Consider the following 12422-nt stretch of genomic DNA (forward strand, 5'->3'; position numbering starts at 1 on the left):
GCCCCTTCAGGGCTGGATCGCCTCCCGCCGGTAGGGCACGTCGCACTCCTCGCAGCCGATGAGCTTGGAGTGCATCCAGCAGCCGACGCAGAAGCCGAGGGTCGCCTCCAGCCAGGTCAGCACGAAGCAGATCGCCACCACCGAGATCAGCCAGACGGTGGCGAAGTCGAGGAGGCGCATCGTCAGGCAGACCACCCCGAGGGAGCCCCCGAGGATCCAGGCGAAGCGCTTGGGGGCCGCGGGCTTCCAGGTCGGCCGGAAGCGGAAGGTCGCCACCGTCCCGACGATGCCCGTGGGAGGGAAGGGCGTCAGGCCGAAGGCGGCCGCCGTGAACATGTCGAAGATCACGTAGGGGCCCACGTAGATCACCGGGTCGAGCTCGGGGGCGAAGATCAACAGCCCGATGGTCGTGGCCGAGAGGGCGTTGAGCAGCCCGGCCCGGGCCCGGGTGGCGGTCTCGTTGACCCGGGCCACACTTGATCCGGGCAGCTCCTGACCCTGTCGCCACCAGGGCCGGCTCAGGAAGGTATGGAACTCGGGATGGTCGTGCATGGAAAGGTCCGGTTGGGGTACGGTTTCCATCATGCCCTCCTTTCGGCGGTCTTGTCCGCCCCGAGGTCGCCCGTGAATCCTTTTGTTTCAGCCGAGGCACCCAAGAGAAGCGATGCCCGGTAGACACGTACTCCTCGTCGACGACTCGGCCAGTGTGCGGGCCGTGCTCCGTCTGGAGCTCGAGACCCTGGGCTTCTTCGTCACCGAGGCCATCGAGGTGGAGGCGGCCCGGGAGGCCCTGGCCGCCAACGACGACATCGACGCGGTCCTCCTCGACTGGCACCTGCCGGGGACCAGCGGCATCGACCTCCTGCGGGAGTGGATGGCCCACCCCCGCTACCGTTGGATCCCGGTGCTGATGATCACCTCCGACGAGGACCCGGCCCGGATCCGGGAGGCCCTCTCCGCCGGCGCCGTCGACTTCCTCCACAAGCCGCCGGACACCCTCGAGCTCCACGCCCGCCTCTCCTCGGCCCTGCGGATCAAGGCGCTCCACGACGAGCTGCGGACCCTGGCGATGCACGACTCGCTCACCGGGCTGCTGAACCGCCGGGCGCTCGACTACCGGCTCGAGGACGAGATCTCCCGGGCGATCCGCTACGAGCGCGACCTCTCGGTGGCCCTGATCGACGTCGACCACTTCAAGCAGGTCAACGACACCCACTCTCACTCGGTCGGCGACCGCGCCCTCGTCCACGTGGGCTCCCTGCTCACTCAGGGCCTGCGGCGGGCCGACACCGTCGCCCGCTGGGGTGGCGAGGAGTTCATCGTCGTCCTCCCCGAGACCGGCCTGGAGGACGCCGTCCACGCCGTCGACCGTATGCGCCAGGCCCTGGTCGAGGCGCCCTGCATCTGTGGGGGCAAGGAGCTGCCCCTCACCTGGAGCGCCGGCGTCGCCTCGCTCTCCAGCCTCGAGGACAAGCACCCCTCCACCCTCGTCGACGCCGCCGATCAGGCCCTCTACCGGGCCAAGGCCGCCGGGCGGAACCAGGTCGTGGGCGGCCGCGCCGAGGACTGAAGCCCGGGGCGCCGCATAGGCAGGAGCGTGAGGGCCAGGAGGTAGAGGCGATAGGGGCGCCCCTCGACGTCGATGGTCCCCTTCCCGCGGCCGGTGCAGAGCCGCCAGGCGAGCTTCTGGGAGAGGGCGACCAGGAGGCCCGAGCCGCTCCCGGAGAGCTCGAGGGTGCTGCCGATGATCACCATCGCGATCCCGAAGAGGGCCGTCGCGCCGTAGCCCACCGCGAGATCGAGGCGGCAGAGCTTCAGGTCCGCCTCGGTGCGGCCCTTCTCCCGGATCCAGTAGCCGTAGCAGAGGATGGTCACCGTCCCCCCGACCCCGCCCAGCAGCGCCACCGTCCAGGCGAGGCCCCCGTCGTCGAAGCGAGGGATCGAGGGCAGGAGGAGCCCCTCGAGCACCTCGCCGGTCCCCGGCCAGAGGCGCCCGGCGGTGAAGAGGACGATCACGAACATCACCCCGATGGTCACGCCCATCACCTTCTCGAAGAGGGCGAAGCCGCCTCGCCACACCAGCAGCAGGCCGAGGAGGCTGGAGGCGACGCCGAAGACCACCTTGCCGGCGGCCGCGCTCTCGAAGACCGGGAAGAGCGCGTGGAGGGTCACCCCGCAGGCGCTCATCAGGGCCGAGCCGACGAAGAAGGACCAGAGCAGCAGGTAGGCCAGGAAGACCCAGCCCACCCCGCGGCCGAAGCGGGTGATGGCGCCCTCGAGGGCCGTCTCTCCGGTGGCGAGCTGCCAGCGGGCGAGGCCCTCGTTGAGGACGAACTTCAGGGCGGCGCCCACCACCACCGCCCAGAGGATGGCCGTGCCCAGCTCGCTGCCGGTGAAGCTCGCCGTGGCGAGATCTCCGGCGCCCACCCCGGTCGCCGCGACCAGCAGCCCGGGGCCGATGAGGGTCAGGATTCCCAGCTTCTCTCTCATGTCGTCCTCCCGCGATCCGGTTTCGCTGGTACCTGCGGGCGCCCCCCTGGAAACCCGTAGCGCTTTCTTCAGCGCCGGCGGCGCAGGCCACGGACGAGGAGGAGGAGGAGGAAGGAGGAGGCCCCCACGCCGGTCCAGATCCCCAGGCGGCTGCGGGGAGCGCGGCGGCGCTGAGCGACGACCACGACGTCGGTGCCCTCGACCGGGACGAAGGCCGCCAACCAGGCGCCTCCGAAGGCGGGGTCGGCGTCGGCGGCGGGATCCCGGTAGCGCTCGTCGACGCCGAGGCCGGGGGCGCCCTCCCACCGCGCCGGGTGGGCCAGGGGCTGATCGTCCAGCCCGAAGGCCGGGTGGAAGAGCAGCACCCAGTCCGGCGGCTCGGCCGGCTCGTCGCCCACCTGGGTGGGGTCGACCCGGACGATGACGCCCGTCGCCGAGTCGCTCGGCTCGGTCTGCGGCAGGCGCAGGCCCTGGCTGGCGAGGACCCCGGCCACGATGACGCCGACCGGCACGCCCTCGTGGAGGACGGCCCGGGCGATCCCGAGCTTGTACTGACGCGAGGTCAGGCCATAGAGCACCTTCGAGGCGTAGGCGCAGGCCCCGTCGCCCCGGGGCTGGCAGAGGCAGCGAGAGGTGGGCGCCGAGGCGCAGGCCAGCGCGCCGAGGACGTAGTCCCGCCGGCTGAAGTCCCAGCCCTCGTGGGCCTCGAGGCGGTGGGGCCAGCGCGCGACCAGGGCCCCCTTGCGGTCCACCAGCCACCAGCTCTCGAAGGGGGACTCTCCGTCGAGGTCGTTGAGGCGAGCGCCGGCGATCACCGTCAGGCGCTGGACCTCCTCGAGGTCTCCCGCGGCGAGCGCCGCGCCCAGCCCGGGCGTCCCGGCCGCGGCGTCGGCGGCGCTGGCGAACTGCAGCAGGCGGATCCGCACGGTGTCCGCCTGGTGGCGGGCGAGGTCGAGCTGGATGTGCGCCGGCTCCCTCGCGAGCTCGAGGACCTGGAGCGTCACCAGCACCGCCGCGAGGGTGAGGAAGGCCAGGGCCAGCGCGCTCGCCGTCGCCAGCAGGGGGTTGCGGCGGCGCCAGGCCGCCAGGCGCTCGCGGGAGGACCAGAGGCGAGCGTGCGGCTGCGCGCCCTCGAGCCAGCGCTCGAGATCGTCGGCGAGGTCCTCGGCCGTGGGGTAGCGATCCTCGGGCGCGTGGGCGAGGGCCTTCAGGCAGATGGCCTCGAGGTCGGCGTCGACCCCGGGGTGCGCCTCGCAGGGCGAGGCGGGCCCGCTCTGCGCGAACCTTCTCCAGGGTCTCCCGGCGGCTCTCGCCCAGGTGGGGCGGGCGGCCGCAGAGCGCGTGGTAGAGGACCGCACCGAGCCCGTGGACGTCCGAGAGGCTGGTCTCCTCCCGCTCGGGGTCCGCCTGCTCGGGGGACATCCAGGCCGCCGTGCCCACCACCCCTCCGCTCGTGGCGCGCGACTCCAGGGGCTGCTCCTCGCCGCTCACCCGCTTGGCCAGGCCGAAGTCGGTGACGTAGGGCCGGCCGGCGGGCCCCAGGAGGATGTTGTCCGGCTTCAGGTCGCGGTGGAGGAGGCCGCGCTGGTGCGCGTGGTGGACCGCCCGCGCGACGTCCCGGACGACGGCCACCCGCTCACGGACCTCGCCCTCCTCGGGCTGCTGCCAGTCGCCCAGCGTCCCCCCGTCGATGAGGTCCATCGTGAAGTAGGGGCGGTCCTCGTGCAGGGCGACCTCGTGGACCCGGATGATGTTCGGGTGCTGGAGCCGGGCCATGTTCTCGGCCTCGGCGAAGAAGCGCTCCTCGGCGACCCGGAGCACGTGGGGCAGGCTGATCTTCAGGGCCACGAAGCGATCGAGGCTCTTCTGTCGCGCCCGGTAGACCACGCCCATCCCGCCGTGGCCGAGGTACTCGATGCCCTCGTAGTCCCCGAAGTCGGGGAGGGTCAGGGGCACCTCCTCGGGTACCCAGGCCGGCAGCTCGAGGAAGGCCTCGGCCGTCGCCTCCCCGTGGCTGACGAGGAGGGCCTCGACCTCGGCGGCGAGCTCGCCCTCGTCCCGGCGCAGGGCCGCGAGGGCCTCGGCCCGCTCGGGCGGCTCGAGCTCGAGCAGCCCGGCGAAGCGATCGCAGACCTCCTGCCAGCGCTCGGGGCTCATGGCGTCCCCTTGAGCTGGCGGTGGAGCCAGGCCCGGGCGACCTGCCAGTCCTCCTCGCAGGAGGAGACCGAGACCTCGAGGGCCTCGGCGATCTCGCTCCACTTCAGACCGCCGAAGAAGCGCAGGGTGACCACCTCGTGCTGACGCGGGCTCAGGGCCTTCAGGGTGTCCATCGCCTCAGCCAGATCGAAGACCGAGAAGCGCAGGCTGCTCTCCAGGGCCTGCAGCACTCCGTCGAAGGGGACCCGATCCCGGGCGTCGGGGCGCTTGCCCGCCGCTCGCTTGCGGGCGTGATCGATGAGGATCTGCCGCATGGCCCGGGCCTGGGTGGCGAAGAAGTAGGCGCGATCGATCACCGGCAGGGGCGCCTTCACGAAGACCCGCAGGTAGGCCTCGTGCACCAGGGCCGTGGGCTGGAGGGTGTGCCCCTCCCGCTCCCGGCGCATGAGGTTGCCCGCCATCCGCTTCAGCTCGTCCGAGACCAGCGCGAAGAGCTCGCCCTTCGCCTTCTGGTCGCCGCCGCGGATGGCCGCCAGCAAGCGCTCGATCTCGCCTCGTCTGCTGCTCTCCCCCATCGCCCGCCCCCCCCGATTACCCCGTCGGGGGCGGGAGCGGTAGCCCGGCCTCGGCGCCGGCGCGCCGGATCAGGCGACGACACGCAGGGGCCTCCCGGCGCGGCTCGGTCGCGCCCGCCAGCAGCCGGGGTCGGCGTGGTAGGGGCTGCCGTGGGCGGCCTGGGAGAGGCAGCGCAGGCCGCCGCCGCAGACCCTGGCGTGGAGGCAGCCCTCGCAGCCCTCGGCGTTGCGCTCCGGCTCCCGCAGCTCCCGCAGGAGCGGGCTCTGGTAGTAGAGCTCCGTCATGCTCCGGGAGCGCAGGTTCCCCACCGGCAGGGGCATCCGGCGGCAGGGGACGAGGGTGCCGTCGGGCAGCACGGTCAGCAGGCTCTTGCCCGCCGTGCAGCGGTAGGGACGCTCGCCGCCCTCCAGGAACTGCAGCGTGCGGTGCATGGCGATCTCGGGCGGGAAGATCAGCCAGCTCTTTCGCATGAGCTCCTGCGTTCGCCGCATCGATCGGAGGAAGCGGCGGGTCTCCTCGGGGGCGGGGCTGCGGAGCCCGCCGACGCTTCCCTGCCCCTCGGGGATGAGCCGGTCGGCCCAGACCCGATCGACCCCCAGCCGCTGCCCCAGCCGCGCGACCTTCCGGAACTCCCCCAGGTTCCCCGAGTGGGCGGTGAAGGAGAGGAAGACCCGGATCCCGTGTCCGAGCAGGTGGCGGATGCCCCCGACGCTCTGCGCGTGACTCCCCTTGCCCCGGATCTCGTCGTGGACCTTCCGGCTCCCCTCGATGCTCACCTGCACGAAGCTCGGCCGGAGGGCCCGGAGGCGCGCTGCCCGCTCCTCGTCGATGAGGGTGTCGTTGGTGAGGAGAGCCCAGGAGTGCCGGTGGCGGTGACGGGCCAGCTCCTCGCAGAGCTCGAGGAGATCCTTGCGGGCGAAGGGCTCGCCGCCGGTGAGGGTGACGTGGCCTCGCAGCTCCGGCTGCCCGCGCTCCTCTCCGTAGCGGGTGAGCAGCTCGTGGTACTGCTCCAGGATCCGCAGCAGGTCCCGGTAGGGGAGCTCCTCGCCGCGGTAGCCCTCCTGGTAGCAGTGGTGGCAGCGCAGGTTGCAGCGCTCGGTGAGGTGCCACTGGAGGAGGAGGCCGGACTTGTAGTCGTGGTTGCACATCAGCCGCACCCCCCACAGCCGCCGCAGCCGCCGCAGCCCCCGCCGCAGCCACCTCCGCAGCCCCCACCCCCGTTCACGCTGACGGCGAAGGCCGCCTGCACCGAGGCGCCCACCGCGAGGAGGCCGACCCCGTGGACCGCCACCGCCAGCGCCGGATCGACGCCCGCGCTCGCCCAGTCGATGGAGGAGCTGGCGCTCATCCAGCGTAGCTCCTCCCTCAGGTGCTTCAGCAGCCGGCGGCCCAGGGTGGTCGCCTTCCCGGAGGTGGGCCGCAGGATCCCGGCGAAGAGGTAGGCGGTCCCCGCCAGGAGGAAGGGGAGGATGCCCATCGGCCGGTCGAGCGTCAGGCCGAGGAGCGCCTTGATCGACCCGAGGAGCAGGCAGACCGTCATCGGCAGGTAGGTGATCCAGGCCGCCCGCTGCTCGTCCGCCGCGCTCTGCAGCAGCCGGCGCTCCACGAGGTCCTCGCGGACCCTCGAGAGGGTGTCCTCCACCCGCAGCTCGAGGTGGGCGCTCGAGAGCAGGGCGCCGGGCCCCTCGATCCCGTCCTCGATGAGGTCGACCAGGTCCTGCTCGATCTAGGGGGAGGGGCGCGGCCCGCCGGGGATCACCCGGGTCTGCTCGCCGTCCTCGCTGATCTCGAGCTGACCCCGCTCGACCATCCGGTAGAAGACGGCGCGGACCACCGCCTGCCACCCACCCCCCAGGTAGGCGATCGCCTCGGCGCTCAGCCCCTCGGCCGGGGGCAGCGGCAGGTCCTCGGTGCCGTCCCACCAGTGGAGGATCCGGTTGATCCCCAGCGCGAGGGCCACCAGGCCCAGGTAGACGAGGAGGAAGGTCGGTCCCGGTATCGAACGAATGAGCTCCAGCATCGTGGTCTCTCCTTTCGAAGAGACCTGCGCGAGCTCTCCCGGAAATCCGTAGGAAGAAGCGGTTGACAACTTGGCCATGTTGCCACATGAATCGTGCGTCTCACTCCGGAGAAGCCATGCCCTGTTCCGACGACAAGGTCTTCAAGCAGCAAGCGCGGGTGCTCAAGGCCCTCGCCAACGCCTCGCGCCTGAAGATCGTCGACCGGCTCTCCCGGGGGGAGTGCTCGGTCGGAGAGCTCACCGAGCTGGTCGGCTCGGACCGCTCCACCGTCTCCAAGCACCTCGCGGTGCTGCGCAGTCACGGGATCGTCGAGGACCGCCGGGAGGGCAACGTCGTCTACTACTCGCTCCTGACGCCCTGCGTGATGAACTTCTTCTCCTGTGCCACCCAGGTCCTCGAGGAGCGCAGCTGATGGTCCCCGCGGTTTTTTTTGAGCCAATATTGCCAACTTGGCCATATTGCCATGCACTTCCGGCGAGGGCCTCCCGGTGAAGGAGCGAAGCAAGCTGCTGCTCATGCTGGCGGTCTTCGCCGCCTGCTGGTTCCTGCCGGTGGACAGCGAGCGCTTCCTGTCGGCGGTCGGCGAGGGCCTGAAGCTCACCCGGTGGTACGCCCGGGAGCACGTGCTGCTCTGCCTGGTGCCGGCCTTCTTCATCGCCGGCGCCATCAGCGTCTTCGTCAGCCAGGGCTCGGTGATGAGGTACCTCGGCCCGGCCGCGAGGAAGCTCGTCGCCTACCCGGTGGCCGCGGTCTCCGGCACCATCCTGGCGGTCTGCTCCTGCACGGTGCTGCCCCTCTTCGCGAGCATCCACCAGCGCGGCGCCGGCCTCGGCCCGGCCACCGCCTTCCTCTACTCCGGGCCGGCCATCAACGTGCTGGCGATCATCCTCACGGCGCGAGTGCTGGGCCTCGAGCTGGGCATCGCCCGCGCGGTCGGGGCGATCACCTTCTCGGTGATCATCGGCCTGCTCATGCACCTCTTCTTCCGCAAGGAGGAGGCCGCCCGTCAGGCCGAGGGCATGGTCCTGATGCCGGTCGAGGAGCGGGGCCGGACGCTCTGGCAGGAGGGCGTCTACTTCGCCGCCCTGGTCGGCATCCTGGTCTTCGCCAACTGGGGCGCTCCGGCCGAGAAGGACACGGGCGTCTGGACCAGCGTCCACTCGGTGAAGTGGATCGTCACCGGCGGGTTCGCCCTCGTCCTCGTCTTCTCCCTCTGGCGTTGGTTCGAGCGGGACGAGCTTGGCGACTGGACCGAGTCGAGCTGGACCTTCGCCAAGCAGATCATGCCGCTGCTCCTGGCTGGCGTGCTCGTCGCGGGCTTCCTGCTCGGTGGCCCCGATGGCGGCCGCGGCGTGATCCCCGACGAGTGGGTCGCCTCGATGGTGGGCGGCAACTCGCTGGGCGCCAACCTCTTCGCTTCGGTGGCGGGCGCCCTGATGTACTTCGCCACCCTCACCGAGGTGCCCATCCTGGAGGGGCTCCGCAGCTCGGGCATGGGGAAGGGACCCGCGCTGGCGCTGCTGCTCGCGGGTCCGGCGCTCTCCCTGCCCAACATGCTCGTCATCCGAAGCGTGATGGGCACCCGGAAGACCCTGGTGTTCATCGGGCTGGTGATCGTGCTCTCAACCCTCGCAGGTCTGCTCTACGGAGCGCTGTTCTAGGAGGTCGTGATGAAGGTCGAGATCCTGGGAACCGGATGTGCCAAGTGCCAGAAGCTCTACCGGCTGGTGGAGCAGGCCGTCGCCGACACCGGCTCGGACGCCGAGGTGGTGAAGGTCGAGAAGATGGACGAGATCATGAGCTACGGCGTGCCCTTCACGCCGGCCCTGGTCATCGACGGTACCGTGAAGTCGGTGGGCAACCTCCCGAAGCCCGCCCAGCTCGAGGCCTGGCTCCGGGAAGGCGCGGGCCAGCGCTGAAGCGCCGATGCTTGACGAGCTGGTTCAGAACGCGGGTCAGTACATCGACACGAACCCGTGGCTCGCCATCGCGGCGGTCTTCGTCGGCGGCCTGCTGACGGCCTCGAACCCCTGCGTCCTCGCCATGATCCCGCTGACGATGAGCTTCGTGGCCGGCCGGCGGGAGGAGAGGCCCGGGGTGCTCCGCGCGCTCGGCTTCTCCTCCGTCTTCGTCCTGGGGCTCTCCCTCACCTTCACCGCGCTGGGCATGGTCGCCGCGCTCGCCGGCCAGCTCTACGGCGACGTCTCCAGCGCCTGGAACTGGGTGGTCGCCGCCGTCTGCGGGGTGATGGGGCTCCACCTGATGGGCGTGGTGACCGTGCCCATCCCCTCGCTGGCCGGCCGGATCCAGCCGAGGACCCGCGGCCTGCTCGGCGCGCTGATCCTCGGCCTGCTCTTCGGGCTGGTCTCCGCGCCCTGCGCGGCGCCGATCCTCGTCGTCCTGCTCACCTACCTGGCCGGCTCGGGCGCCTCGGTGGCGTACGGCGGCCTGCTGCTGCTCGTCTACGCCCTCGGCCACAGTCTGCTGATCCTCATCGCCGGCACCTCCATGGGCGCCGCGCGCACCCTCATCGAGAACAAGAAGATGACCGGGACCCTGGCCATCCTGCGCAAGGGCGCGGGCGTCGTGATCGTCCTGGTCGGGCTCTACTTCGGCTATCGAGGTCTGTCATGAGATTCACCGCTCCCCTCCTCGCCCTCCTCGCCCTCACCGCCGCCTGTAACGAGCCGGTGTCTCTCTCCCGACCCGCCGCGCCGGCTGAGACCGCCGCGCCGGCCGAGGCCGCGACCCCCCGCCAGGTGGTCAAGCGGGTCGTCTTCGTCGGCAAGCAGGGCGCCTGCGACTGCACGAAGGCCAAGGTCGAGGCGAGCTGGGCGGCCCTGCAGCAGACGCTGGGCACCCCGGCGAAGCTGCCGGTGGAGAAGCTGCAGATCGACGTCGACGGCCCGCAGGTCGCCTTCTACCAGCAGCAGAAGCCGATCCTCGCGCTCCCCGCGATCTACCTCATCGACGAGACCGCCACCGTCGTCGAGTTGCTGCAGGGCGAGGTCACTGCCGACCAGCTCACCGCCGCCCTGAAGCACTGAGGGGGGGCGAACCCTCCGGGTTCGGGCGCCTTTTTGGCGCTGCAAAAACGCGCGTGCGGCCAACGGCGAACCCTTCGGGTTCGGGCGCCTTTTGGGCTGTGCCAAAAACGCGCGTGCTGCCAACGGGTAATCGGCCCCTTCCGCCCGAACAGGACGCCCGCCTGCGCCCGCCGTGCGGAGGTAGGGCCGCCCTAAGGTAGAACGCCCGCCCGATCGAGGTAGATCGGGCGGGCGTCCTGTGAGGGCGGAAGGAATCGAACCTTCAACCTATGGATTAAGAGTCCATTGCTCTGCCAATTGAGCTACGCCCCCGTATGGGGATGATCTGGAGGGTGACCAGAGGGGATTGAACCCTCAACCTCCGGAGCCACAGTCCGGCGCTCTGCCAATTGAGCTATGGTCACCATAGCTTCGTATTCGTCTTTTTGGTGGCGCCAGTACGCCAGGAGGGACTCGAACCCCCGACCAGCGGCTTAGAAGGCCGCTGCTCTATCCACCTGAGCTACTGGCGCATCCTATTCGTTTTTCTTGTCGGGGCGAGAGGATTCGAACCTCCGACATCCTGCTCCCAAAGCAGGTGCGCTACCAGACTGCGCCACGCCCCGCTGACAGGAAGCGTGGATTTATTCCAAGGCCCCCACGAAAGCAAGTAGGTCGATCGCCACTTTTCTAGAGGAGGGTCTCCAGCAGGGGCAGCAGGGCCCGCAGGGCCTTCCCCCGGTGACTGATGGCGTCCTTCTCCTCCGCGGAGAGCTCACCGTGGGTCCGGACGCGATCCTGGCCCGGCTCGTGGGAGACGAAGAGAGGATCGTAGCCAAAGCCGCCGCTCCCCTTCGGGCCGTGATCGATCCTGCCCAGGCAACGCTCCTCCAGGTGCCAGACGCGGCCGTCGGGCGCGACGAGGCAGAGCGCGCAGACGAAGGCGGCGCCGCGATCCTCGTCGGCGACGTCCACCAGTTCGTCCAGGAGCTTGCGGTTGTTAGCCTCGTCCCGCTCGGGGCCGATCTCCCCGGCGTAGCGGGCCGAGTAGATCCCCGGCGCTCCGTCCAGGGCATCGACGCAGAGGCCCGAGTCGTCGGCCAGCACCCACTCCCCGAGCACCTCGCTGATGGTGCGGGCCTTCTTCTCGGCGTTGCCGGCGAAGGTGGGCGCGTCCTCGACGATCTCGGGCAGGCGCTTGCCCTCGGGGTCGAGGTCGTCGAGGGACTGCAGCTCGAGCCGCTCCCCGAAGCGCTCCCGCGCCATCCGGGAGAGCTCCTCTAGCTTGTGGGCGCTGCGGGTCGCGACGACCAGCCTCACGCGCGGTCTCCGGCGAGGGCCTGCTCGATGGCCGCCCGCTGCTTCTGGGCCAGCGAGGCGATCCCCGCGAGGGCCAGATCGAGGAGGGAGTCGAGCTGGGCGCGGCTGAAGGTCCGGCCCTCGGCGGTGCCCTGCACCTCGATGAGCTGGCCGCTGGCGGTGCCCACGACGTTCATGTCCACCTCGGCGTTGGCGTCCTCGGCGTAGTCGAGGTCGAGGCGGGGCTCGTCGCCGATCAGGCCGACGCTCACCGCGGCCACCGGCTCGCAGAGGGCGGCCTCCGGGATCGTCCCGTCGGCGATGAGGCGCGAAAGCGCGATGGCGGTGGCCACGTAGGCCCCGGTGATCGAGGCGGTGCGGGTGCCGCCGTCGGCCTGGATGACGTCGCAGTCGAGGGTCAGCGAGCGCTCGCCGAAGGCCTCGAGGTTCACCGCCTGCCGCAGGCTGCGGCCGATGAGGCGCTGGATCTCCTGGGTGCGCCCCTTCTGCTTCCCCTTCGCGGCCTCGCGATCGGAGCGGGTGTGGGTGGCGCGGGGCAGCATCCCGTACTCGGCGGTCACCCAGCCGGCGCCGGAGCCGGCCCGGAAGGGCGGCACCCGATCACCGTAGGAGGCGGTGCAGATGACCTTGGTGTGCCCGCAGGAGATCAGGCACGACCCCTCCGCGTGGCGGGTGTAGTTCGGGGTGATGACGACCTCTCGGAGGTCGGCGGAGCCTCTACCGTTTCGCTCGACGATCATGGGCGGGCAACCTACTGCAAACCAGCCGCCCCCGTACACGTCCACGTCCACGTGCACGTCCACGGCCTCTCCCGGGAGAGCCCTGCGCCCCG

15 protein-coding genes and 4 tRNA genes are annotated in these 12422 nt (G+C 70.9%); 6 read left to right on the top strand and 13 right to left on the bottom strand.

The window, feature by feature from the left end:
• Positions 1-6 precede the first annotated feature (6 nt).
• The gene (locus P1V51_00240) at positions 7-552 is read right to left on the bottom strand and encodes a DUF4395 domain-containing protein (GenBank protein MDF1561438.1); all 546 of its coding nucleotides are present in this window, start codon (positions 550-552) and stop codon (positions 7-9) included.
• A gap of 112 nt (positions 553-664) precedes the next feature.
• Between P1V51_00240 and P1V51_00245 the strand changes: the two genes are divergently transcribed.
• The gene (locus tag P1V51_00245) at positions 665-1570 is read left to right on the top strand and encodes a diguanylate cyclase (protein MDF1561439.1); all 906 of its coding nucleotides are present in this window, start codon (positions 665-667) and stop codon (positions 1568-1570) included.
• On the opposite strand, the gene P1V51_00250 is transcribed toward P1V51_00245, so the two are convergent.
• The 6 genes from P1V51_00250 to P1V51_00275 all read right to left on the bottom strand — a co-directional run bounded on the left by P1V51_00250 (position 1513) and on the right by P1V51_00275 (position 7243).
• Complete coding sequence (locus P1V51_00250; GenBank protein MDF1561440.1) at positions 1513-2490, bottom strand: Nramp family divalent metal transporter; 978 nt, start codon at positions 2488-2490, stop codon at positions 1513-1515. The two genes, P1V51_00245 and P1V51_00250, sit on opposite strands and share 58 nt — an antisense overlap.
• A 68-nt stretch (positions 2491-2558) precedes the next feature.
• On the bottom strand, positions 2559-3848 hold the full coding sequence (locus P1V51_00255; GenBank protein MDF1561441.1) for a hypothetical protein: 1290 nt from the start codon (positions 3846-3848) through the stop codon (positions 2559-2561).
• Positions 3849-4643: 795 nt separating this feature from the next.
• A complete protein-coding gene (locus tag P1V51_00260; GenBank protein MDF1561442.1) occupies positions 4644-5222 on the bottom strand; it encodes an ECF-type sigma factor in 579 nt (192 codons plus the stop codon).
• A gap of 69 nt (positions 5223-5291) precedes the next feature.
• A complete protein-coding gene (locus P1V51_00265; GenBank protein ID MDF1561443.1) occupies positions 5292-6371 on the bottom strand; it encodes a radical SAM protein in 1080 nt (359 codons plus the stop codon).
• On the bottom strand, positions 6371-6871 hold the full coding sequence (locus tag P1V51_00270; protein ID MDF1561444.1) for a TIGR04222 domain-containing membrane protein: 501 nt from the start codon (positions 6869-6871) through the stop codon (positions 6371-6373). Before P1V51_00270 ends, P1V51_00265 begins: the two co-directional genes overlap by 1 nt.
• Before the next feature lie 78 nt (positions 6872-6949).
• On the bottom strand, positions 6950-7243 hold the full coding sequence (locus tag P1V51_00275) for a hypothetical protein (protein MDF1561445.1): 294 nt from the start codon (positions 7241-7243) through the stop codon (positions 6950-6952).
• A gap of 116 nt (positions 7244-7359) precedes the next feature.
• Between P1V51_00275 and P1V51_00280 the strand changes: the two genes are divergently transcribed.
• The 5 genes from P1V51_00280 (at position 7360) to P1V51_00300 (ending at position 10291) form a co-directional block, all read left to right on the top strand.
• Positions 7360-7656, top strand: coding sequence for a metalloregulator ArsR/SmtB family transcription factor (locus P1V51_00280; GenBank protein MDF1561446.1), 297 nt, complete (start codon positions 7360-7362; stop codon positions 7654-7656).
• A gap of 103 nt (positions 7657-7759) precedes the next feature.
• Complete coding sequence (locus P1V51_00285; protein MDF1561447.1) at positions 7760-8905, top strand: permease; 1146 nt, start codon at positions 7760-7762, stop codon at positions 8903-8905.
• 9 nt (positions 8906-8914) lie between these two features.
• Positions 8915-9163, top strand: coding sequence for a thioredoxin family protein (locus P1V51_00290; GenBank protein MDF1561448.1), 249 nt, complete (start codon positions 8915-8917; stop codon positions 9161-9163).
• Positions 9164-9170: 7 nt separating this feature from the next.
• The gene (locus P1V51_00295) at positions 9171-9878 is read left to right on the top strand and encodes a cytochrome c biogenesis protein CcdA (protein MDF1561449.1); all 708 of its coding nucleotides are present in this window, start codon (positions 9171-9173) and stop codon (positions 9876-9878) included.
• Positions 9875-10291, top strand: a complete 417-nt coding sequence (locus P1V51_00300; protein ID MDF1561450.1) for a hypothetical protein — start codon at positions 9875-9877, stop codon at positions 10289-10291. The genes P1V51_00295 and P1V51_00300 overlap by 4 nt, the downstream gene beginning before the upstream one ends.
• 239 nt (positions 10292-10530) lie before the next feature.
• Here P1V51_00300 and P1V51_00305 read toward each other — a convergent pair.
• From P1V51_00305 to rph, 6 genes are all read right to left on the bottom strand, one after another.
• Positions 10531-10603, bottom strand: a tRNA-Lys gene (locus tag P1V51_00305).
• An 18-nt stretch (positions 10604-10621) separates the two neighbouring features.
• Positions 10622-10696 (bottom strand) — tRNA-His (locus P1V51_00310).
• A gap of 33 nt (positions 10697-10729) precedes the next feature.
• A tRNA-Arg gene (locus P1V51_00315) sits at positions 10730-10803 on the bottom strand.
• Between the two features lie 19 nt (positions 10804-10822).
• Positions 10823-10896 (bottom strand) — tRNA-Pro (locus tag P1V51_00320).
• Between the two features lie 64 nt (positions 10897-10960).
• Entirely contained in the window at positions 10961-11590 is a 630-nt protein-coding gene (gene rdgB / locus P1V51_00325; GenBank protein MDF1561451.1) for an RdgB/HAM1 family non-canonical purine NTP pyrophosphatase, read from the bottom strand.
• Positions 11587-12330, bottom strand: coding sequence for a ribonuclease PH (gene rph, locus P1V51_00330; protein ID MDF1561452.1), 744 nt, complete (start codon positions 12328-12330; stop codon positions 11587-11589). Before rph ends, rdgB begins: the two co-directional genes overlap by 4 nt.
• Positions 12331-12422: the final 92 nt, after the last annotated feature.

It is taken from the genome of Deltaproteobacteria bacterium, assembly GCA_029210625.1.
Classification (GTDB): Bacteria; Myxococcota; Myxococcia; order SLRQ01; family SLRQ01; genus JARGFU01.